Below are 22,419 nucleotides of genomic sequence, written 5' to 3'. Positions count from 1 at the left end.
ACGCACTGTTCTCTCTTTTGTGAACAATACCGAGGCACGAAAATGCGGAATCTCGAACCCATCCTCATTTTCGTGACGGTCGCGGAAATGGGGAGCTTCACCCGCGCGGCCGATAGCCTGGGCACCCAAAAGGGAAGAGCCTCAACAGCGATCCGGAAGCTGGAAGAGGATGTCGGTGTCAGGCTTCTGCACCGGACGACGCGCAGCGTGCAGTTGACGGAGGACGGACGCGCATTTCATGCCCGTGCCCGCGATCTGCTTGCTGAAGTCGATGACCTACACTCAATGTTCGCGGACGATCGTGTGGCACTTCGCGGGCGTTTACGGGTCGATCTTCCGACCGAGGTGGCGCGCACAACGATTGTGCCGGCCTTGCCGGATTTCATGGCGACCTACCCCGGGTTGGAGCTGGAGGTGTCGAGTACGGATCGGCAGGTCGATCTGGTTCAAGAGGGGTTCGACTGTGTATTGCGCCTTGGACCCATACGGGACGAGACGCTGATTGCCCGCCCGCTGGGCCTGTTGCGCATGGTCAACGCTGCCAGTCCCGCCTACCTGGCGCGCCATGGCGTCCCTCGATCGCTAGAAGATCTCCAGCGTCAGGAACATCGGACAATTCATTTTTCGACAATGCTGGGCGCAAGACCCTATGGATGGGAATACCCGGACGGCGACAGCTACGCCACGCTTCAGTTGCCAGGTGCGTTGCATGTCAACAGCGCACAGACCTACGACGCGGCTGCCGTCGCCGGCCTTGGCCTGATTCAGGCGCCACTCTTGGGGATTGGCCAATACTTGGAGAGTGGAGCGCTTGTGGAGATCATGCCCGAATTTCGTCGCCGGGCGATCGCCGTGTCCTTTGTCGTGGCGCATCGGAGCAATTTGTCTCGTCGAGTCCGAGCATTCATGAAATGGATCGAAGGTGTGTTGACGCCCTATCTGGAATAGCCAGACGAACATCTGCCGGTCGGTGGTCCGGCGATCCAACAAAATGCGACACTGAAACCGATGAGCTTTGCCTGAGAACGGCGATAACGGCGCAATGTTGCCAAAGATTCTCATCAGCAAACAGCGTAGAAAACGCCAATTCTACGATCTGGTCACCGCCGGCACGCTATATTACGCAAGAACTTGCTGGCGGAGGGGAAGGGATTCGAACCCTCGATACGGCTCAACACCGTATACCCGCTTTCCAGGCGAGCGCCTTCAACCACTCGGCCACCCCTCCGCTGGAGGCGCGACAATAGCGATGAGGGTCGGGGTCGGCAAGCGGAGTTGTATGCGGCTTCGTACGTCGCTTCCGGCATGGCCGGCGGCCAGGCCGCGGGATAGACTCGGCACCGCAGAAGACAGGGAGCGGAGACGAGAATGGCCGAGGTGTTCCGGTTCGATCGCGCCTTGGCGCGCCAGCCCGCCGCGTCCGCCGTGGACGGGTTGCGCGCCGTCGACCGGGGTGCGCCGGACATGGCCCGGTTCCGGGCCGAGCACGCCGCCTATGTCGCGGCGCTGGAGCAGGCGGGCGTGGCGGTCGAGGTGCTGCCGCCGCTGGAGGGTTTCCCCGATTCCGTCTTCCTCGAGGATCCGGCGCTGACCTTCCCCGAAGGCGCCATCCTGCTGCGCCCCGGGGCGCCGTCGCGACTGGGCGAGGCGGCGGAGCTCGCCCCCGCCCTGGCCGCGCGCTTCGGGCGGGTGCTGGCGATGGAGGCCGGATTCGCCGAGGGCGGCGACGTGCTGGTGACGCCGCGCGCCGTGATGATCGGCCTGTCCGCCCGCACCGACGCCCGTGGCGCCGGCGCGCTGGCGGCGCTCCTGGCCGAGCTCGGCCGCAAGGCGGAGATCGTGACGCCGCCGCCCGGTGTGCTGCATTTCAAGACCGCCTGCTCGCTGCTCGACAGCGAATCGGTGCTGGCTACCGAGGCCCTGGCCGGCTTCTTCCCCGGCATGCGCGTGGTGCGGGTGCCGGAGGGGGAGGAGGCGGCGGCCAATGCGCTGCGGGTCAACGACGTCGTCCTGGTCGGTGCCGCCTTTCCCCGCACCGCCGAGGCGCTCGACCGGCTCGGCTATCGGGTCGTGCCGCTGCAGGTCGCGGAGACCGGCAAGCTCGATGCCGGGCTGTCCTGCATGTCGCTGCGCTGGGGCAACCCTGCCTGACCATCCGGGCGATGGCGCGCACCCGGCCGCTGATGTAGGGTGCGCGCCCCGATCCGTCCGGTACACTCGCTGCTCGTGACCACGCATCCTCTGCCGCCCGAGACCGACGCGCTGCCCATCGACTTGGTCGATCTGCGCGGACGCACCATCCTGCAGGTGCTGCCGGCCCTCGGCACCGGCGGGGCGGAGCGCGGCTGCGTCGATGTCGCCGCGGCGATCGAGGCGGCGGGCGGCAAGGCGTTGGTCGCCTCGGCCGGGGGCGCCATGCTGCGCGACCTGGCGCGGACCGGCGCGGAGCACGTCACCCTGCCGCTCGCCGGCAAGAACCCGGTCACGATGTGGCGCAATGCGCGCCGGCTCGAGGCGCTGATCCGCGACCGCAGCATCGACCTGGTACACGCCCGCAGCCGCGCCCCGGCCTGGAGCGCGCATGCCGCCTGCCGGCGCGCCGGCATCCCCTTCGTCACCACCGTGCATGCGCCCTACAACCAGCACAATGCTGCCAAGCGGCTGTACAACTCGATCATGGGGCGCGGCGACCGGGTGATCGCCATCTCAGACTATGTCGCTCGCTATATCATCGACGGCTGCGGCGCCGACCCGGCGCGGGTCCGCACCATCCCGCGCGGCGTCGACCTGCGGCAATTCGCGATCGAGGCGGTCTCGGCCGAGCGGATGATCGCGCTGGCCCGCGCCTGGCGCGTTCCGGACGACCGGCCGGTGGTGCTGATGCCCGGGCGCCTGACCCGCTGGAAGGGCCAGACCGTGGTGATCGACGCCCTGGCCCGGCTCGGCCGGCAGGATCTGTGTTGCCTGATCGTCGGCAGCGACCAGGGCCGCAGCGGCTACCGGCAGGAGCTGATCGACCGGATCGCGGCCAAGGGGCTGGCCGGGGTGGTGCATCTGGTCGATCACTGCGACGACATGCCGGCCGCCTACATGCTGTCCGATGTGGTGGTGCATGCCTCGACCGATCCCGAGGGCTTCGGCCGGGTGGTGGTGGAGGCGATGGCGCTGGGGCGGCCGGTGATCGCCACCGATATCGGCGCCCCGCCCGAGGTGGTGGCCGAGGGCGAGACCGGCTGGCTGGTGCCGCCGGGCGATGCCGACGCGCTGGCCGCCGCCATCGACCGGGCGCTGTCGCTGACGCCCGAGGCGCGGGAATGGATGGCGGAGCGCGCGATCGCCACGGTCGCGGCGCATTACACCAAGGAGGCGATGACCGGCTCGACCCTGGTGGTGTACCGGGAACTGCTGGGCACGCCGGCGGGCTAGGGGATCCGGATGCTGCCGCTGCTTGCCAAGAGCTATGCCCTGGCCGGGGCTTTGGCCGCGCCGGGCCGCACGCGCCGGATCATGGCGCTGAAGGACCGCCATCGCGGCGAGCGCTGCTTCCTGCTCGGCAACGCGCCGTCGCTGCTCGATTTCGACCTGTCGAAGCTGGCCGGCGAGCAGTTCTTCGTGGTCAAGAAGGGCTACAAGGCCCTGGAGCGGGGGCTGCCGGCGCCGATTCCCTATTATGTGCTCAGCGACCTGCGCGGCTGGGACCGGATCAAGGCCGATGTCTCGACCCTGCCGGTCGGGACCTATCTGGTGCGCGACACCATCGCCGCGAAGCCGGAGTTCCGGCCGCCGGCCGAGCGCGTCGTGACATTCCCCAGCTATCGCGGCGGCCTGCGCAAGCAGGGCTTCCGGCGTCACCCCTGGCAGGGGTTGGGCAATGATTCGACGGTGATCCTGTTCGCCGCCCAGATCGCCTGGTACATGGGGTTCGCCGAGGCCTACATCCTCGGCGTCGATCTCGATTACTCCCAGGACACCACCTATTTCTACGCGGCCGGGCAGACCGAAACGAATCAGTATGCCCGCCCCGAGGACGAGATCTATGCGCGGGAGTTCGGCGTGCTGCGCCAGGCCTTCGAGGCGGATGGCCGGATCCTGCGCAATGTCGGCCGCGGCGGCGCCGTTATGGGGCTGGAGCGGGCCGGCTACGACGCGGTGCTGGCGACACCGCGGCCGTCGCGTGACGGGGGGCGGCCCCGGCGGTAGGACGCCGTTCTTGGCGATGCGGCGCGGGCCATCGGCTGCGATGATGGTGGCTATACTGAATTGCCACGCATCTCGACTTGGGCCCGAAAGAAACCGGCCGCAAGATTGGAATCGCTGACGCTTCATGAACCCGCTATGCTCCGCCCCGGTCGGGGAGAGGTTCAGAACAAAAGCATGGATTTTCGTCCAGCCGGGCCCGCGCGTCGGTTCGCCGTGGTCACGACCTGCAGCGCTGCAGGATATGAAGCCTATGGGCGGCGCATGGTCGAGAGCTTCGATCGGCATTGGCCGGCCGAGGTGCCGCTTCTGCTGTATTGCGAAGGCTTCGAGCCCCGGCTTCCCGAGGGCCGGATCGTCGCCCGCGATCTGATCGACAGCTCGCCTGAGCTGGCGGCGTTCAAGCGCCGTCACGCCGACAATCCGCTGGCCCATGGGCTGACGCGGCGTCCGCGCTTCCGGCTGAGCTACGACCTGGCGAAGATGCGCTTCAAGCTCGGCGAGAAGCGCTGGGGCGAAGGCTATCGCTGGAACGCGGTGCGATTCGCGCATAAGAGCTTCGCCATCTTCCACGCCGCCGCGATGGCGGATGCGGACGTGCTGATCTGGATCGACGCCGATACCCGCTTTTTCGCCGATGTCGGGTGGGAGGAGATCGAGGGCTTCGTCCCGGCCGACTGCTTCGTCGGCTATCTGCGCCGCCGGATTCATTCGGAATGCGGCTTCGTCGCTTACAATCTGAAACATCCGGCGACACGGGGAATGCTGGCGGAGTTCGAGCGGCTCTACACCCGCGACGAGATGTTCCGCGAATACGAATTCCACGATTCCTACCTGTTCGACATCGTCCGCAAGCAGACCGAGCGCCGGGGCCATCGATCCTACGACATCGCCGGCGGGCTCGGCCTCAAGGTGCCGCATGTCCTGATCAACTCCCGCCTCGGGAGATTCATGGATCACCTCAAGGGCGGACGGAAGGAGGAAGGCCGCAGCCGGGTTGCCGATCTGGTGCTAGAGCGGCGGGAGACGTACTGGCACGAATCCGGCTGATCCCGGATCCGCAGGCTGCCGCGATCATGCCGCGAGCAGCCGCGGCTGTGCCATGATATTGCCCTGCTGCTCCGCCACATCTGGGTGGTCCGGCCCCTGAAAGGCCGGAAGCCGCAAAGCGGATGTGATGCCGGGCACAGTGTGGTATTTCTCATGCCGCTAACCTGCCGGTGAGTGGTCGACCAGCAGCGGGAGATGACAGACAATCGCCGAGCTGCGCCAAAGAAAATGGGTTCCGGGCAAGACGTCATGAGCGGTCATTCACTCAAGAGATTGTCCCGATGGTTCTTGAGACGGCTGTCCTACTCTGTTCTTCTAGAGAATTTGGCTGACACCCGGGCAAAGTCCGCCGTCAAGAATTATCGCTTGAGCATTCGTGGCAATACGCCGGACATGGGGACGCCGGGAGTTCTGTTCTGCGGTTGTGACGACGGCTACTACAAGAAATTCGCGTCGAGCTTCCTGCTGTCCGCCGAGAAGCTGGCCGAACCGCTCCACATCCACATCCATCTGTATGGGCCCTGCCAGGAGACGCTCGATCACATCGACCGCATGCGCCGGTCCCTCGACCATGTGAGATTGTCGTTCACCTGGGAGGATGAGTCGTACCGCCGGCTTTCGCTCCCCGGGCCGGTCTATTTTTCGGCGGCGCGGTTCCTGGTCCTGCATCACCTGCTGCTGGCCTGCAAGGCCCCGATCCTCTGCGTCGACATCGACGGCATCGTCCGCCGGCCGCTGGACGAGGTGTTCAGGATGATCGAGCGGGCCGACGTGACGCTGCATTTCCGGCTCGGCGAGCGCAGGGTCTGGCGGCGGGTGATGGCCGGCGCTGTCGGCGTCAGCCATTCCAAGGCGTCGCTGGGTTTCTGCGAGAAGCTGGCGAACGCCATCTGGCGGGCGCTGCACATGCGGCCCACCGACCATGTCGACCAGCCGGTGATCTACTATCTCTACGTCATCCGCCGTCGGCTGAAGCGGCGGATCCGGTGGCAGCACATGCCGGCCGGCGTCGTCGATGTCGCGTTCGGCGACGACAGCTTCATCTGGTCGGCGAAGGGGGCGCTGAAGGAGGGAGTCGTCTTCTCCCGCGCGACCTCGGCGCTCGAGGCGACCTATGCGCTGAACCTCGAGCAGAGCCACGCCATCTATGCCGAGGCCCGCGGCGACGGCACGAATGGCTAGAATTTTTGTCTTCTGGGGCGTCTCGATCGGCAAGCCCGGGGCGGCGCTCGCCGAGGGCGCGGCGCGCCTCGGCACCGTCCATATGAGCACGCCGACCCGATTCGAGCCGGACGACATCGCCATCCTCTGGGCGCCGTTCCGCGGCACCTTCCGCAGCGACATCTACCGCCAGATCCGGGCGGTGGGCGGGCGGGCCATCATCGGCGAGAATGGCTGGCTGTCCCCGATCCAGGGGCGGAAGTACTTCCAGCTGGCGCTGCATGGCTGGAACGGCACCGGCGACTTCCCGGCCGGCGACGCCAGCCGCTGGCAGGCCTGGGGCGTGCCGCTGCGCGACTGGCGCCGCGACGGCGAGAGCATCCTGGTGGTCGAGCAGCGGCCGAAGGGAATCAATCTCGACCCCCGCGCCATGCCGCCCGGCTGGGCGCAGAGCGTCGCGCCGCAGACCGGCCGCAGGGTGGTGCGGCGGACGCGCTTCACCGAGGCGCCGCTGGAGCGCCAGCTCGACGAGGCCTTCGCGACCCTGACCTGGACCAGCACGGTCGCGATCAAGTCGCTGATCCGCGGCGTCCCGGCCTTCTATTGCGGGCCGCACATCAATTGCGGCGAGCTGATGCGGCGCGGCCTCGACGTCGACAACCCGATCTATCCGGACCGCGAGCCGGTGTTCCAGCGCTATGCCTGGATGCAGTGGACCGAGGAGGAGATCCGGTCCGGCGAGCCTTTCGCGCGGCTGCTGTCGCTGCCGCATGACGGCCGGCCCGAGCTGCTGCTGGACCCGGATCCGGTGCCGTCGGCCTGGACCATGGCCGGGCGGATGCGGGCCGCCATGGCCGGCCGCGGTCCGCTGGCCGGCCTGGCGCAGCGCCTGATCGGGTAGGGGGCTTGCCATTCCGCCGGTCCCGGCGGATCAATCATCCCATCTGTGCGTTATCAGGCCGCCCGTCTCGCCGAGCATTGGATGAGCCAGGGCCCTTCGAGGTTTCCTGCCGTCCATGTTGTTCAATTCATACGTCTTCATTCTTCTCTTCCTGCCGCTGACCTATGCGCTGTGGACGGTGGCGCGTCGGTTTGCCGGGGTTTCCTGGGCCATTGCTGCCCTGCTGGCCGCCTCGCTGGTGTTCTATGGAGCCTCGGCGCGGTTCGAGTTGCTGCTGCTGGTCGCGGCGATCGTCCTCAATCACCATCTTGCCGGGGTGATCCACCGCCACCGCCTGACGCCGCCCGGGCGACGCTGGATGCGGCTGGCCGTGGCCGGCAACCTGCTGTTCCTGTTCGTGTTCAAATACACCGGCTTCGTCACCCAGACGGCGGCGGACATGCTGGGCTGGCCGGCGATGGCGATCCATATCGCCCTGCCGATCGGCATCTCCTTCTACACTTTCCAGCAGATCGCCTATCTGGTCGACGTGGCCCGCGGCGAGGGCGAGCCCTGGCCGCTGCCGCGTTACGCGCTGTTCGTCGTCTTCTTCCCGCATCTGATCGCCGGCCCGATCGTCCATCACCGCGAGCTGATCCCGCAATTCGCCAGCGGGGCCAGGACGGCCCGGATCGGCGACCTGGCCCTCGGCCTGTCGATCTTCACCATCGGCCTGGCCAAGAAGGTGCTGGTCGCCGACAGCTTCGCCCTGATCGCCTCGCCGGTGTTCAATGCCGCGGCGCAGGGCGCGCAGCCCGGGCTGCTCGACGCCTGGGCGGCGGCGGTGGCCTATGCGCTGCAGATCTATTTCGACTTCTCGGCCTATTCCGACATGGCGATCGGCCTCGGCCGGATGTTCGGCATCCAGATGCCGATCAACTTCGCCTCGCCCTACCGGTCGCTGTCGATCATCGAGTTCTGGCGGCGCTGGCACATCACCCTGTCGCGCTTCCTGCGCGACTATCTCTACATCCCCCTCGGCGGCAACCGGCACGGCCCGGCGCGGCGCTATCTCAACGTCTTCACCACCATGCTGCTGGGCGGGATCTGGCACGGCGCCGGCTTCACCTTCATCCTGTGGGGGGCGCTGCACGGCGGGCTGATCGTCGCCTGCCAGGCCTGGCGCGCCAGCCGGTTCCACCTGCCGCTGCCGGCCGCCCTGGCCTGGCTCCTGACCACCGCGACGGTGATCCTGGCCTGGGTGCCCTTCCGCGCCGCCGACATCGCCACCGCCGGCCGCATCTATGCCGGCCTGTTCGGCCTCGCCGGGGAGCTGCACATGCCGGCCCTGGACTATGCCCCCTCGGCGACGCTGGAGATGATCCTCGGCGCGCTGCGCCCCGGCATCGCCTGGAATGTCTGGCTGTCGCTGGGCGCCGGGGTCGCCGGGCTGCTGGCATGTCTCTGCCTGCCCAATGTCCAGACGTTGTTCCGGCGCTACGGCGTCGGCCTGCCGACCCGCGGCTATGCCGACGGGGTCGAGCCGCCGGCGCTCGGCCGCCTGGGCGCGGCCTGGCGGCCCCATCCGGTCGCCGCGGCCGCCATCGGTCTCCTGCTCGCCGCTTGCATCCTGAAGCTGAACGATGTCTCCGAATTCATCTATTTCCGCTTCTGACGCCCGGCGCTACCTGCTGACCGGCGCCGCGGCCGCCCTGGCGCTGGTGGCCGTGATCTGCGCGCTGTCCCTGTGGGGCATGCAGCGCGGCCTGTCGGAATGGCGGGAATCCGAACTGCTGCGGTACCAGATCGACAAGATCGACGACATCTCCCAGGTCGACATCCTGCTGGTCGGCGACAGCTCGCTCGGGAATTCGATCGACGCGCGGGACTGGAGCCGGCGGCTCGGCCTTTCGGTCGTGTCGGTGCCGCTGGTCGGCACCTATGGCTTCGAGGGCACGCTGAACATGCTGCGGCGCGCGGTGCGCGAGACCCGGCCGCGCGTCGTCGTGGTGATGCAGACGCTGGACATGATGCGCCGCAAGCCGTCCTGGCCCGGCGCGCTGTATACGGCGGAGACTCTGGGCGACCTCGCTGACGTGCCGCCGCAGGAGATGCTGTCCTCGCTCGCCACCTGGGATATCCCGGCCGGCATGCTGCAGGCCGCGGCGACGGGAGGGGCCATCGACCCCGCCATCGTCCGGCTCGACTATGTGCCGCAGAACCCGGCCCGCTTCGGCGGCCCGCTCTACCCGCGGACCTATGAGCCACGCGCGGTGCGCCGGGACGCCGCCGCATCGCTGCGCCGCATCGGCGATTTCTGCCGCGGCCAAGGCCTGACCTGCCTCTATGCCAGCGGCCCGTATCTGAACCCGCAATGCAAGGAGTCCCGGGGCTACGCCGCGGCGGTCGCCGAGGTGGCGCGTGAGGCCGGGCTGATCCCGGTGGCCGGAACGCCCGTCTGCATGCCACGCTTCGATGTCGGCGATTCCGAGGACCATGTGATCCCGTCGCGCCGGCCGCAATACAGCGAGATCCATCGGGCGCTGATCATGGCGGCGATCGAGCGCACCGATGTCGGGCTCCGCCGCCGCCCCGTGTCCGGACCGGGCACCTGAGCGCCGCCGGGCTTGCCCCGGCGGGCGAGTTGTCGGATACCGGACGGTCCAATATGACAATCCGGTAAAGTCGGCGTGACGCCTCGCTTCTTCGTCTATCTGCCCCAGGGCGACCGCAAGCCGTGGCGGGAATGCATCGCCGCCTGCGAACGCTTCGGGCCGACCGCGACGGAGCTGCCGGAGCGGTTCGGGCCCGGCGACGTGCTGGTCACCTGGTCGCCCTTCCGGCTGTCCAAGCGCTGGGCGGCGTATCGCGACGTGCGGGCGGCCGGCGGCCGGGCGGTGATCCTGGAGAATGGCTGGCTGTCGCCGCCGGGCGGTGTCCGCCACTTCCAGTTCGCGCTCGACGGCTGGAACGGCACCGGCCGCTTCCCCGAGGGAGGGCCGTCGCGCTGGGCATCCTGGGGTGTGCCGCTGCAGGACTGGCAGCGGCAGGGTGGGCATGTCCTGGTCCTGGGGCAGAAAGCGCAGTCGATCGGCGATGCCCGGCGCATGCCGCCGGGATGGGCGCAGAGCCTGCGGCTGCCGACCCGGCGGCCGGTGCTGCGCCGGATGCCGGGGGCGGCGCGCCCGCTGGCGGACGATCTGCGCGGCGCCTGGTGCACCGTGACCTGGACCAGCACGGCCGCGATCCAGGGGCTGGTCGCCGGCATCCCGGCCTTCCATTGCGGCCCCAACACGCTGTGCCCGGAGCTGTCCAGGCCCGGGCTGGATGTCGAGGCGCCGATCACCCCCGACCGCCAGCCGGTGTTCGAGCGCCTGGCCTGGTGCCAGTGGAGCGCCGCCGAGATCGCAACGGGCGAACCGCTGGCGAGGCTGCTCGACCTGCCGCATGACGTCACCCCGGTGACGCTGCCGGACCCCGACGCGGTCCGCCCGCAATACACGCTGCTCGGCCGGATCCGCGACCTCGCCCTCCGCCTGCCCGGGGACCATCCGGTCCGCCGGCGGCTCGGCATGTCCTGAGCCGGGGGGCAGCCCGCATGCGCATCTTCATCGTCCTCGGCGACCCGCCGTCTCCCGGGCAGGCCAACGTCAAGCCCTATGACGAGGTGGCTGCCGGCGCGCGCCGGCTCGGCCCGGTCACGATCGGCATGCCCGACCGGGATGCGGGGCCGGACGACGTTCTGATCTGCTGGTCGCCGTTCCTGGGCACCGACCGCCTGGCGGCGCTGCGCACGATCAAGGCGGCCGGTGGCCGCGCGATCGTGATGGAGAATGGCTGGCTGTCGCCGATCGGCCCGCGGCGCTTCTTCCAGGTGGCGCTCGATGGCTGGAACGGGGAGGGGCGCTTCCCGCAGGACGGACCGGAACGCTGGCGCGGCTGGGATGTGCCTCTGCAGGATTGGAACCGGGACGGCCGCCATGTCCTGGTCATCGGCCAGAAACTGAAGGGTGCCGACCAGGACGCCCGGCGGATGCCCGAAGGCTGGGACCACAGCCTGACGCTGCCGACCCGGCGCCCGGTGCTGCGGCGCACGCGCAAGACCACGGTGCCGCTCGACGACCAGCTGCGCGAAGCCTGGTGCACCGTGACCTGGACCAGCACTGCGGCGGTGAAGGGGCTGATCGCCGGAGTGCCGGCCTTCTATTGCGGCCCGACCCTGATCTGCCACGAGCTGTGCCGGCGCGGCACCGATGTCGACCGTCCGGCCTACCCGGAGCGGGAGCCGGTGTTCGAGCGGCTGGCCTGGTGCCAGTGGACGGCGGAGGAGATCGCGACCGGCGAGCCTTTCGCCCGGCTGCTCGACCTGCCGCACGACCGGGTGCCGGTGGCGATCGCCGAACCCTTCACCCTGCCGGCGGCGGTGACGCCGCGCGGCATGCTGCGCGAGCAACTGGACCATGCGCGCCGGCGCTGGCGCCGCCGCGTGGCCCGTTGGAAGGTCTGATTAGGGACGCCGCGGCCGGGCGGCGAGACGGTCGCGGATGATGCCGGCGATGCGGCCCGCCTCGTCCAGCGGCGTGTAGGCATAGGGCTCGATCACCCCGGCGAAGGGCCGGGTGAGCCCCAGCGTCTCCTGCATGTCGCGATGGAAGCGGTGGAACTTCTCGAGATAGGGGCCGGGCGTCTCGTCCAGCGGGATCGAGAACACCGGCAGGCCGGTCGAGGCGGCCTCGCAGGTCATGGTGATCGAATCCACCGTCACCAGCACGGCATCGGCGATCGCCAGGTACTGGAAATAGGGGCTCTCCCCGGTGCGGTCCCAGACGAAGCCGCGGTCGCCGGCCAGCGCCTGCTGCAGCCGCGGCAGCACGGCGGGGTCGGACCGGCGCGAGGTCGTGACCAGCAGGCTCCACCCCTCCGCCTGCAGCCCGCGCAGCTGGGCGATGATGGCGTCGATGCGCTCCGGCGAATAGCCGTAGCCGGGGTTGGGCCCGCCGATCATCACCGCCGCGCGGCGGCCGGGCAGGGCGCCGAAGCGCTGTTCCGCCGCGGCGCGATGGCCGGCAACCGTCGCCGCGTCGACGCGATGCGGCGCGCCGACCATGGGCAGCACATCGTCGCGGCCGTCGAAGTCCGGCCGCCAGTCGTGCCGGCCGACGAAGCACAGGTCGAAGCGGTCGAAGCCGACGGTCGGGACCTGCAGATGCACCGTGAAGATCGAGCCGCCGGAGCGCCGCGTCGCGGCCATCACCGCAGGCTCCGCCTGGCGGCCGCAGGAGATGGCGAGCTCCGGCCAGGGCGGCCGGATCCGGTTGAGATGGACGTTGCGGATATGGGTCCAGCGGCGGTTCAGCCGGCGCGCCAACCCGGACTTCGCCGGGTCCGGCCGCTGCACCAGGCGCGTCTCGGCCGCGACGCCCAGCTTCTCGGCGACGCCGCGGCACTGGGCGATGGTGCCGGCCTTGCTTTCGCTGACGATCCAGCAGCGGATCGCGGACAGGTCGGCCGGGTCTGTCATCGCCGAAGGCGCCGGAGCGGTCCGAGAGATCGTTTGGAAACGGGGTGGCGTGAGTCGGCTGGTGGTGGCTTCGAGAACCGGAGCGCAGCGCACATTTGGTGCGTGAGCACCGGAAGCGGAGAAGCCGCCATCAGACGGCCGCGCCGGCCTGTTTCCAGACGGTCTCTCAACCCCAGTGCTCGGCCACCCAGGGGGTGGGCCGCACATGCTTCGACCAGCGTCCCGGCCAGTGCCCGCTGATCGCGTATTCCGGCTTCGGGTCGCCGTGGAACACCACGATGCGGGATCCCTCCGGCCGGCGCGGGGTCATGAACCAGTTGAACAGGCCCAGGGGGCCGCCGGGCATGCAGTGCTTCTTGAAGCTCACGCACCAGGCGTCCGGCCACCAGGTGATCTCGCCGATATGGTCGGAGACATAGGTCTGCGAGTTGCGGTACCGGGCGAAGATCTGGCGGTGGTTGGCGACCAGGTTGTCCAGCACGTCCTGATGCGCCCCGATGTCGAAGCGGTACACCGAGGTGTTGCCCACGCGGCGGTCCGGATGGGTCCAGTTGTGGATCACGCAGAACCGGCCCGGATGATCGAAGAACGGGTCCAGGCTGTCGACGATGACGATGTCGAGGTCGAGGAACAGCGTCGGCCCCTCGAGGTCGCCCAGCGGCTGGCCGAACAGCGTCACCTTGCGCCAGGGCAGGTTGCAGTGCGGCTCCGGCACCGGCAGCACCGGCATCGGGAAATGCTCGACATCGGGGTCGAGCCCGGTCGGGTCGTCGGTGAAGCAGACAAAGCGGTGCGGCCGCGCCAGGTTGCGGCTGACCATCGCCTTCAGCCGGTTGACGTATTCGGGGCCGTATTTCGGGCCCCATTTGGCGCAGATGACGTTGACCATCGGGAGCGTATTTCCGTTGCTTGTCCGCCGAGTTAGCATGCAGGTCCGGTCCGGCTCAAGCGACGTGCCGCCGCGCCCGGCGGGCCGGCCTCCCGCGCATGGCTGATCCTCGGGTCTGCCTTGAACTTGCCTTTGTCCGGCAACATTCCCAATTTTCGCGTAGAGCCATTCCCGATTCCCCGATTTCTTGCTGATGAGCGGACTGCCCAACAGACTGAAACGACTGCAGAAGGCGTGGCCGCGCCTGGTGCGGAGCTATGTCGTGCATCCGCTGCAGGCGGCGCTGGCCTACACCGCCTATGGCGTGCTGCGCTGCGTGCCGATCGACGTCGCCTCGGACATCGGCTCCTGGGTGGCGCGCACCATCGGCATGCGCATCGGCGCCACCCGGCACGGCGACCGCAACCTGCAGCTGGTGATGCCGGAGCTGACGGCGAAGGAGCGGCGCAGGATCCTCACCGGCATGTGGGACAATCTCGGCCGGGTGCTCGGCGAGTATCCGCATCTGCGGTCGCTCGCCCGGCGGGAGGCGCGCCGGGCCGACCGGATCACCGTCGACGGGATCGAGAACTACGAGGCCGCGCGCGCCGACGGCCGGCCGGTGATCATGGCGCTGGCCCATTTCGGCAATTGGGAGGCCGGGCCGATCGTCGCCACCCGCCACGGCGCGCCGCTGACCATCTTCGTGCGGCCGCTGAACAACCGGCTGGTCGACCGCCTGGTCCGCGGTGTGCGCCTGTCGCTGGGCACCGGCCTCCTGGAGAAGCGGATGGCCGGCAACGACGCGCGCCGCGCCCTCGGCCTGCTGCGCAACGGCGGGGTGCTGGGCGTCATGGTCGACCAGCGCTACACCGGCGGGCTGAAGGTGCCGTTCATCGGCCAGGACGCGCTGACCTCGCCGGCGGCGGTCGAGATGGCCTACCATTTCAACTGCGCGCTGCTGCCGATGCGGGTGGAGCGCACCCGCGGCGCCCGCTACCGCGCGGTGATCGACCCGCCGCTCGACATTCCCCGCACCGGCGACCGCAAGGCCGATGTGGAGGAGGGGGTGGTCCGGCTGAACCGCGTGGTCGAGGCCTGGATCCGCGCCCGGCCCGAACAGTGGCTGTGGCTGCACAAGCGCTGGCGCCTGACGCCGAAGCGGCCGATCAAGCCGCCGCGGGTGATGCGCCAGCCCGCGCCGCCGTCGCAGGCGGCATGAGCCGGCTGCTCTCCGGGCCGCTTGACAGGTCTCGCCTGCCCCTTACAGTGCCTCGCCTTCTCCGGACGACTGAACGTGGATAGACAAATGGCCGAGGTGTCGAGCCCTGGCGGCATCGCCATCACCCTGCCCGACGGCGCGGTCCGCCGCTTCGACCGCCCGATGACGGGCGCCGACATCGCCGGCGACATCTCCAAGAGCCTGGCCAAGGCGGCGATCGCCATGACCTTGGACGGCAAGCTGATGGACCTGTCGACCCTGGTCGACCGCGACGCCAAGGTCGGCATCGTCACCCGCAGCTCGCCCGAGGCGCTGGAGCTGATCCGGCACGACGCCGCGCATGTCATGGCCGAGGCGGTGCAGGAGCTGTATCCCGGCACCCAGGTGACGATCGGCCCGGCGATCGAGAACGGCTTCTACTACGACTTCGCCCGCGACGAGCCGTTCACGCCCGACGATCTGGAGAAGATCGAGGCGAAGATGCGCCAGATCATCGGCCGCAACGCCGCCTTCACCCGCGAGGTGTGGGACCGGACCGAGGCGATCGAGTTCTTCAAGGCCAAGGGCGAGAAGTACAAGGCCGAGATCATCCAGGACCTGCCGGAGAGCGAGAGCATCTCGGTCTACCGCCAGGGCGACTGGCTGGATTTGTGCCGCGGTCCGCACATGCCGACCACCGGCGGGGTGGGGCAGGGCTTCAAGCTGACCAAGGTGGCCGGCGCCTATTGGCGTGGCGACCACCGCAACGCCATGCTGCAGCGGATCTACGGCACCGCCTGGCGCGACCAGAAGGAGCTGGACGCCTATCTGCACCAACTGGCGGAGGCGGAGCGCCGCGACCACCGCAAGCTGGGCCGCGAGATGGACCTGTTCCATCTGCAGGAGGAGGCGGCCGGCAGCGTGTTCTGGCATCCGAAGGGCTGGACCCTGTACCGGACGCTGGAGAACTACATCCGCGAGAAGCTGGCCCGCGCCGACTATGTCGAGGTGAAGACGCCGCAGCTGGTCGATTCCAGCCTGTTCAAGGCGTCCGGCCACTGGGACATGTATGGCGACAACATGTTCAAGGTGGCGATCGGCCAGAAGGAGGACGGGTCGCCCGAGCGCCTGGCCGGCATCAAGCCGATGAACTGCCCCTGCCATGTGCAGATCTTCAACCAGGGCATCGTCAGCTACCGCGACCTGCCGATCCGCATGGCGGAGTTCGGCAGCTGCCACCGCAACGAGCCGTCGGGCGCGCTGCACGGGCTGATGCGGGTGCGCGCCTTCACCCAGGACGATGCCCATATCTTCTGCACCGAGGAGCAGTCGGTGTCGGAGGCGGCGCGCTACATCGCCCTGCAATACGAGGTCTATCGCGACCTCGGCTTCCCCGACGTGGCGGTGAAGCTGGCCCTGCGCCCCGACGTCCGGGCCGGGTCGGACCAGCAATGGGACATCGCCGAGCAGGCGCTGCGCGACGCGCTGGTCGCGGCCGGGCTGGAGTTCGAGGAACTGCCGGGCGAGGGCGCCTTCTACGGCCCGAAGATCGAGTTCCACCTGACCGACGCGATCGGCCGGACCTGGCAGTGCGGCACGCTGCAGTTCGATTCCGTGCTGCCGGAGCGGCTGGACGCCACCTATGTCGGCGAGGACGGGGCCAGGCACCGGCCGGTGATGCTGCATCGGGCGATCCTCGGCTCGCTGGAGCGCTTCATCGCCATCCTGATCGAGAACTATGCCGGCAAGCTGCCGCTGTGGCTGGCGCCGGTGCAGGCGGTGGTCACCACCATCACCAGCGAGGCCGACGGCTACGCGCAGGAGGTCCATGCCGCCCTGCGGCAGGCCGGCATCCGGGCCGAGATCGACCTGCGCAACGAGAAGATCAACTACAAGGTGCGTGAGCACAGCCTGACGAAGGTGCCGCTCATGCTCGTGGTCGGAAAGCGCGAGGCCGAGAACCGCAGCGTCGCCCTGCGGCGGCTCGGCGGCGAGGCGCAGGAAGTCCTTGCCCTTGGCGAGGCGCTTCATAAACTTGTGGAAGAGGCGCGATCACCGTTGACATCCGCGAGGGGGGAGGTGCAGACGGGGTCGCAGCAATTAACGGAGGCTATCCATAGCTAGACTACCTGCAAATGCCCTGCCGACCCGCGACGGGCCGAGGGTGAACCGCGAGATCGATACGGCACAGGTCCGGCTGGTCGGCGCGGATGGTGAGATGATCGGGGTCGTGCCGCTGCGCGAGGCGCTTTGGGCTGCCGAGCAGGCCGGGCTGGACCTGGTCGAGATCTCGCCGAACGCCGTGCCGCCGGTCTGCAAGATTCTCGATTACGGCAAGTTCAAATTCGAAGCGCAGAAGAAGAAGAACGAGGCGCGAAAGCGTCAAAAGGTCATCGATGTCAAGGAGATCAAGCTCCGGCCGAACATCGACGACAATGACTATAACGTGAAGATGCGCAGCGCGCGGCGCTTCCTCGAGGAAGGCGACAAGGTCAAGGTGACCATGCGCTTCCGCGGGCGCGAGCTGGCGCACCAGGAAATCGGCATGAACGTGCTGGTCAAGGTTCGGGACGAGCTGCAGGACCTGTCGAAGGTCGAGCAGATGCCGAAGATGGAAGGCCGGCAGATGATCATGGTGCTCGCGGCGAAGTAGCCGCGGGCGCGCATGATGCCTGTGTGGGTCCTGCAGCCTAGCGTGCGGGACTTTTTTCGTGACTTGACGGCCCTCGGGGGCCTGAAGACGGGCGGAGGCGGCTATGCGGATCGGCATCGATCTCGGGGGCACGAAGATCGAGGCGATCGCCTTGGATGATGCCGGGACGGAGCTGCATCGCCAGCGCATCCCGACGCCGCGCAGCTATGACGGCACGGTCCAGGCGATCCGCGACCTCGTCGGCGCGGTCGAGTCCGCCGTGGGCGAGCGCGGCACGGTCGGCGTCGGCATGCCCGGCGTGCTGTCGCCGCAGACCGGCCTGGTGAAGAACGCCAATTCCACCTGGCTGATCGGCAAGCCCTTCGACAAGGACCTCAGCGCCGCCATGGGCCGTGAGGTGCGCTGCGAGAACGACGCCAACTGCCTGGCGGTGTCGGAGGCGACCGACGGCGCCGCGGCCGGCAAGGGCGTGGTCTTCGCCGTCATCATCGGCACCGGCACCGGCGCCGGCATCGCCGTCAACGGCCGCGCCCATCGCGGCGGCAACGGCCTGGGCGGCGAATGGGGCCACAACCAGCTGCCCTGGGCCACGCCGGACGAGCTGCCGGGCCCGGACTGCTATTGCGGCAAGCAGGGCTGCCTGGAGACCTGGATCTCCGGCACCGGCTTCGGCAAGGACCATATCCGGGTGACCGGGCAGGAGATCTCCACCCATGAGGTGGTGAAGCGGGCCGAGGCGGGCGACCCGGACTCCGCGGCCACGGTCGAGCGCTACATCAGCCGGCTGACCCGCGGCCTGGCGCACGTCATCAACCTGCTGGACCCGGACGCCATCGTGCTGGGTGGCGGCATGTCGAATGTCGCGCGCCTCTATGACGAGGTGCCGAAGCGCCTGCCGCCGATCGTGTTCGGCCAGGAATGCGCCACGCCGATCCTGAAGGCGAAGCACGGCGACAGCAGCGGCGTCCGCGGCGCCGCCTGGCTGTGGCGGCAGGGCGAGGCCGGCTGACCGGCTACGGGGCGCGCGGGGGGCCGCCGGCGCGAAGGCGGTCGCCTGGGTCCCGACCAGCCCGCCCTCCGGGTTCAGCTCCGTCACCGCCGGGCGGTTCATCGGCTAGGTTTATGTTCATGAAATGTTCATGGAGGTCTCGCGGTCAGGTGCGCGGTGCAGTATGATCCGCCCCTGACTCGCCGCGAGAGACCCATGTCCCAGCCGGAACGCCGCCTGACCGCCATCCTCTGCGCCGATGTCGTCGGCTATTCGCGGCTGGTCGGGCGCGACGAGACCGGCACGCTGGCGCGGCTGGAGCAGGCCCGTGACATCCTGCGGACGGTGACGGAGGGGCAGGGCGGACGCGTCTTCAACCTCGCCGGCGACGGCCTGCTGGCCGAGTTCCCCAGCGCCCTGGCCGCGGTGCAGGCCGCGATCTCGGCCCAGGACCGGCTCGGCATCTGGGCCTCCGACCAGCCCGAGGACGACCGCATGCGGCTGCGCATCGGCGTCAATCTCGGCGATGTGGTGGTGAATGGCGGCGACCTGCTGGGCGACGGGGTCAATGTCGCGGCCCGGTTGCAGGCGCTGGCCCAGCCCGGCGGCATCTGCCTGTCCGGCGCCGTCCACGACCAGGTGCGCGGGCGGATCGAGATCGGGTTCGCTGATCTCGGCCCTCAGGCGATGAAGAACATCGCCGATCCGGTCAGGGTCTATGCCCTGCGGGTCGGGCCGGACGCCCATCGCGTGGAGGCGATGGCGCCGGCTCCCGCCCCGGCGCCGAGGTCCCGGCATGGGGTCTTCGACCAGCTGCGCCGCCGCCTCCTGGGCGCGTTGGTCGTGGTCGCCGTGCTGCTGGTCATCAACCTGATGACCAATCCCCGCGACCTCTGGGTGCAGTGGCCGGCGCTGGGCCTCGGCATCGCGGCGCTGCTGCCGCTGGTCCGCCGTCTGCTCTGGGGCCGGCCGCTCGACGCCGAGGGCAAGTAGCCGGCTTCAGAGGCCTCTCAGGCCAGTAGCAGGCTGTCGTCGTCCAGCTGCTCGCCGCGGACCTTGCTGAACAGCTTCAGCAGGTCGGGAACGTCCAGCCCCTTGCGCTCGTCGCCGGCGACGTCGAAGGCGACCTGGCCCTCATGCAGCATCACCGTGCGGGTGCCGTGGTCGAGGGCATGGCGCATCGAATGGGTGACCATCAGCGACGTCAGCTTCTGCTCCTCGATGATCCGGCAGGTCAGCTGCAGCACGAAATCCGCGGTACGGGGGTCGAGCGCGGCGGTGTGCTCGTCCAGCAGCAGGATCTTCATGCCGGTCAGCGTCGCCATCAACAGGCTGACCGCCTGGCGCTGGCCGCCGGAGAGCAGGCCCATCGAATCGCCCAGCCGGTTCTCCAGCCCCAACCCCAGCACCGCCAGCTTGTCGCGGAACACGGCGCGGCGCGGCCCGTCGATCGACGGGGCGAAGCCGCGCGACCGGCCGCGGGCATAGGCCAACGCCATGTTCTCCTCGATCGACAGCCCCTCGCAGGTGCCGGCCATCGGGTCCTGGAACACGCGGGCGACCAGGCCGGCGCGCTTGGGCGACGGCCAGCGGGTGACGTCGATGCCGTCGATCTCGACCCGACCGCGCTCGGGGCTGGCGTCGCCGCTCAGCACGTTCAGCAGGGTCGACTTGCCGGCGCCGTTCGAGCCGATGACGGTGACGAACTCGCCGACCGGGATGGACAGGGTGAGGCCGCGCAGGGCCTTGTTCTCCAGCGGCGTGCCGCGGCCGAAGGTGACGTGGGCGTCCTGGACCGAGATCATCTCAGGCGCTCCGCCGGAACAGGGATTTCAGGGGGTTGCGCATGCCCGGCAGCATCAGGGCGATGCCGACCAGCAGCGCCGTCACCAGGTTGAGGTCGGAGGATTGCAGCCCGAGCCAATTGGTGTTCAGCGCCAGGGCGATGACGATGCGGTAGATCACGGCGCCCAGCACGCAGGCGGCCAGCATCACCACGATCCTGCGGGTGCGGATCATGGTCTCGCCCAAGATGACGGCGGCGAGGCCGACCACGATGGTGCCGGTGCCGACGGTCACGTCGGCGAAGCCGGCGGTCTGGGCGAACAGCGAGCCGGCCAGGGCCACCAGCGCGTTCGACAGCGCCATGCCGACATAGATGTGCAGCTTGGTCGAGATGCCCTGCGCCCGCGCCATCCGCGAATTGGCGCCGGTGGCGCGCATGGCCAGGCCGAACTCCGAGGTCAGGAAGCGGCCGAGGGCCAGCCCGACGATCACGACGATGATCGCCAGCACCACCACCTTCAGCGTCGCCCGCGCCGGCAGGCCGGTGCCCTCGATCGCCGGCATCAGCCAGGTGAACAGGTTGATCACCGTGTCCTGGTTGATCAGTGCCACGTTCGGCTTGCCCATGATCCGCAGGTTGATCGAGAACAGCGCGATCATGGTCAGGATGCTGGCCAGCAGGTGCAGGATGCCGAAGCGGACGTTGAGCCAGGCGGTGACGAGGCCGGCCAGCGCGCCCGCCGCGACCCCGACCAGCGTCGCCAGCACCGGGTCCATGCCGGCGACGATCAGGGTGGCGGTGGTGGCGGCGCCCAGCGGGAAGCTGCCGTCGACGGTCAGATCGGGAAAGTTCAGGACCCGGAAGGACAGGAACACCCCGAGCGCGACGAGGGCAAAGATCAGCCCGATTTCGATCGCGCCGAGAAAGGCGATCAGACTCATCAACACATCCTGCGGGGCGGCCGGAGGCCGCGAACACGAGAAGGCCCCGGTATACGGGCTGCGGCCGGATCTGTCATGTCCGGTCGGCCCGGTCGGGGCGGAGAAGCGGAAACCCCCTCTCCCGGGCGGGAGAGGGGGTCAGGACGCTTACTTGATCACCTTCTTGGCACGGCTCAGCACCGCCTCGGGGATGGTGACGCCCATCGCCGCGGCCGATTTGGTGTTCACGAACAGGTCGGTGCCGCTGGCGTTCTTGACCGGGATGTCGCCCGGCTTCTCGCCCTTCAGGATGCGGGCCACGACCGCGCCGGTCTGGCGGCCGACCTCGAAATAGTCGAAGCCGACCGAGGCGATGGCGCCGCGCGAGACGCTGTCGGTATCGCCGGAGAAGACCGGGATCTTGTTCTCGGTGCCGACCTGGATCACGGCTTCGAGCGCCGAGACCACGGTGTTGTCGGTCGGGACATAGATCACGTCGACCTTGCCGACCAGGCTCTGCGCCGCGCCCTGGACGTCGGCCGATTTGGCGGCGGCGGCGGTGACGATCTCGACCTTCCACTCCGGCGCCATCTCCTGCAGCGCCGCGATCAGTGCCGCCGCGTTGGCCTCGCCCGGATTATAGGGCACGCCGATGGTCTTCACCTTCGGCACGATCTCCTTGATCAGGTTCAGGTGATCGGCCAGCGGCGACAGGTCGGAGATGCCGGTGACGTTGCCGCCCGGATGGTCGAGGTTCTTGACCAGCTGCGCGCCGGCCGGGTCGGTGACCGCGGTGAAGACCACCGGGATGTCCTGGGTCGCCGCGACCACGGCCTGGGCCGAGGGGGTGGCGATCGGCACGATCACATTCGGGTTCTCGCCGATGAACTTCTGGGCGATCTGGGCGGCGGTGGCCGGGTTGCCCTGCGCCGATTCCCACTGGAAGACGAGGTTGTCGCCGTCCTTGTAGCCGGCTTCCTCCAGCGCCTTCTTCACGCCGTCGCGGGCGGCGTCCAGCGCCGGATGCTCGACGATCTGGGTGACCGCCACGGTCACCTTGTCGGCGGCGACGGCCGCCGAGGACAGAAGCGCCAGCGCCGCGCCGGCCGCCAGTGCCAAACGGCTGATCTGCATGAGGAACCCCCCGTGTTTGTCTCCCCGGCTGACGTCGCCGGGCGTCTGTTGCGCATTAGC

At 69.0% G+C, this 22,419-nt stretch carries 21 protein-coding genes and 1 tRNA gene; 16 read left to right on the top strand and 6 right to left on the bottom strand.

What is annotated here, in order from left to right; translation table 11 throughout:
- Positions 1–42: 42 nt before the first annotated feature.
- Positions 43–948 carry a LysR family transcriptional regulator gene (locus tag BWR60_RS10945; protein WP_088151055.1) on the top strand — a complete coding sequence of 302 codons (906 nt, stop codon included), beginning with the start codon at positions 43–45 and terminating at the stop codon, positions 946–948.
- Between the two features lie 187 nt (positions 949–1,135).
- On the opposite strand, the gene BWR60_RS10940 is transcribed toward BWR60_RS10945, so the two are convergent.
- Positions 1,136–1,228, bottom strand: a tRNA-Ser gene (locus BWR60_RS10940).
- A gap of 140 nt (positions 1,229–1,368) precedes the next feature.
- Between BWR60_RS10940 and BWR60_RS10935 the strand changes: the two genes are divergently transcribed.
- From BWR60_RS10935 to BWR60_RS10890, 10 genes are all read left to right on the top strand, one after another.
- On the top strand, positions 1,369–2,151 hold the full coding sequence (locus tag BWR60_RS10935; protein ID WP_088151054.1) for an arginine deiminase family protein: 783 nt from the start codon (positions 1,369–1,371) through the stop codon (positions 2,149–2,151).
- Positions 2,152–2,226: 75 nt separating this feature from the next.
- On the top strand, positions 2,227–3,426 hold the full coding sequence (locus tag BWR60_RS10930; RefSeq protein ID WP_230983018.1) for a glycosyltransferase family 4 protein: 1,200 nt from the start codon (positions 2,227–2,229) through the stop codon (positions 3,424–3,426).
- A gap of 9 nt (positions 3,427–3,435) precedes the next feature.
- On the top strand, positions 3,436–4,200 hold the full coding sequence (locus tag BWR60_RS10925; protein WP_088151053.1) for a hypothetical protein: 765 nt from the start codon (positions 3,436–3,438) through the stop codon (positions 4,198–4,200).
- Between the two features lie 105 nt (positions 4,201–4,305).
- Complete coding sequence (locus tag BWR60_RS10920) at positions 4,306–5,247, top strand: hypothetical protein (protein ID WP_144445585.1); 942 nt, start codon at positions 4,306–4,308, stop codon at positions 5,245–5,247.
- Positions 5,248–5,613: 366 nt separating this feature from the next.
- Positions 5,614–6,429, top strand: a complete 816-nt coding sequence (locus BWR60_RS10915; protein WP_144445584.1) for a hypothetical protein — start codon at positions 5,614–5,616, stop codon at positions 6,427–6,429.
- Entirely contained in the window at positions 6,422–7,309 is an 888-nt protein-coding gene (locus tag BWR60_RS10910; protein ID WP_088151050.1) for a hypothetical protein, read from the top strand. Before BWR60_RS10915 ends, BWR60_RS10910 begins: the two co-directional genes overlap by 8 nt.
- A 115-nt stretch (positions 7,310–7,424) precedes the next feature.
- Positions 7,425–8,963 carry an MBOAT family O-acyltransferase gene (locus BWR60_RS10905; RefSeq protein WP_088151049.1) on the top strand — a complete coding sequence of 513 codons (1,539 nt, stop codon included), beginning with the start codon at positions 7,425–7,427 and terminating at the stop codon, positions 8,961–8,963.
- Positions 8,932–9,903, top strand: coding sequence for a hypothetical protein (locus BWR60_RS10900; RefSeq protein ID WP_144445583.1), 972 nt, complete (start codon positions 8,932–8,934; stop codon positions 9,901–9,903). Before BWR60_RS10905 ends, BWR60_RS10900 begins: the two co-directional genes overlap by 32 nt.
- 75 nt (positions 9,904–9,978) lie before the next feature.
- Positions 9,979–10,869 (top strand): hypothetical protein, encoded by an 891-nt coding sequence (locus tag BWR60_RS10895; protein WP_088151047.1) that lies wholly within the window; start codon positions 9,979–9,981, stop codon positions 10,867–10,869.
- A gap of 17 nt (positions 10,870–10,886) precedes the next feature.
- Positions 10,887–11,795: a hypothetical protein gene (locus tag BWR60_RS10890; RefSeq protein ID WP_088151046.1), complete on the top strand. Its 909-nt coding sequence runs from the start codon at positions 10,887–10,889 to the stop codon at positions 11,793–11,795.
- Here BWR60_RS10890 and BWR60_RS10885 read toward each other — a convergent pair whose 3' ends face one another.
- Positions 11,796–12,809, bottom strand: coding sequence for a mitochondrial fission ELM1 family protein (locus BWR60_RS10885; protein WP_179221715.1), 1,014 nt, complete (start codon positions 12,807–12,809; stop codon positions 11,796–11,798).
- Between the two features lie 166 nt (positions 12,810–12,975).
- Complete coding sequence (locus BWR60_RS10880) at positions 12,976–13,698, bottom strand: glycosyltransferase (protein WP_218823441.1); 723 nt, start codon at positions 13,696–13,698, stop codon at positions 12,976–12,978.
- Between the two features lie 193 nt (positions 13,699–13,891).
- Here BWR60_RS10880 and BWR60_RS10875 point away from each other — a divergent pair, with 193 nt between their 5' ends.
- The 5 genes from BWR60_RS10875 (at position 13,892) to BWR60_RS10855 (ending at position 19,512) form a co-directional block, all read left to right on the top strand.
- Positions 13,892–14,899 carry a lysophospholipid acyltransferase family protein gene (locus BWR60_RS10875; RefSeq protein ID WP_088151043.1) on the top strand — a complete coding sequence of 336 codons (1,008 nt, stop codon included), beginning with the start codon at positions 13,892–13,894 and terminating at the stop codon, positions 14,897–14,899.
- An 87-nt stretch (positions 14,900–14,986) separates the two neighbouring features.
- The gene (gene thrS / locus BWR60_RS10870; protein WP_088151042.1) at positions 14,987–17,002 is read left to right on the top strand and encodes a threonine--tRNA ligase; all 2,016 of its coding nucleotides are present in this window, start codon (positions 14,987–14,989) and stop codon (positions 17,000–17,002) included.
- 40 nt (positions 17,003–17,042) lie between these two features.
- Positions 17,043–17,531: a translation initiation factor IF-3 gene (infC, locus tag BWR60_RS10865; RefSeq protein ID WP_230983017.1), complete on the top strand. Its 489-nt coding sequence runs from the start codon at positions 17,043–17,045 to the stop codon at positions 17,529–17,531.
- Between the two features lie 103 nt (positions 17,532–17,634).
- The gene (gene mak / locus BWR60_RS10860; protein ID WP_088151041.1) at positions 17,635–18,540 is read left to right on the top strand and encodes a fructokinase; all 906 of its coding nucleotides are present in this window, start codon (positions 17,635–17,637) and stop codon (positions 18,538–18,540) included.
- A gap of 195 nt (positions 18,541–18,735) precedes the next feature.
- A complete protein-coding gene (locus BWR60_RS10855; RefSeq protein ID WP_088151040.1) occupies positions 18,736–19,512 on the top strand; it encodes an adenylate/guanylate cyclase domain-containing protein in 777 nt (258 codons plus the stop codon).
- 17 nt (positions 19,513–19,529) lie between these two features.
- Here BWR60_RS10855 and BWR60_RS10850 read toward each other — a convergent pair whose 3' ends face one another.
- The 3 genes from BWR60_RS10850 to BWR60_RS10840 form a co-directional block, all read right to left on the bottom strand.
- Positions 19,530–20,324 carry an ABC transporter ATP-binding protein gene (locus tag BWR60_RS10850; RefSeq protein WP_088151039.1) on the bottom strand — a complete coding sequence of 265 codons (795 nt, stop codon included), beginning with the start codon at positions 20,322–20,324 and terminating at the stop codon, positions 19,530–19,532.
- Position 20,325: 1 nt separating this feature from the next.
- Positions 20,326–21,246 carry an ABC transporter permease gene (locus BWR60_RS10845; RefSeq protein WP_088151038.1) on the bottom strand — a complete coding sequence of 307 codons (921 nt, stop codon included), beginning with the start codon at positions 21,244–21,246 and terminating at the stop codon, positions 20,326–20,328.
- A 147-nt stretch (positions 21,247–21,393) separates the two neighbouring features.
- Positions 21,394–22,359 (bottom strand): ABC transporter substrate-binding protein, encoded by a 966-nt coding sequence (locus tag BWR60_RS10840; protein WP_088151037.1) that lies wholly within the window; start codon positions 22,357–22,359, stop codon positions 21,394–21,396.
- Positions 22,360–22,419: the final 60 nt, after the last annotated feature.

The organism is Inquilinus limosus (assembly GCF_002195995.1).
Lineage (GTDB): Bacteria > Pseudomonadota > Alphaproteobacteria > DSM-16000 > Inquilinaceae > Inquilinus > Inquilinus limosus_C.
This window is presented reverse-complemented; position numbering and strand designations above follow the sequence as displayed.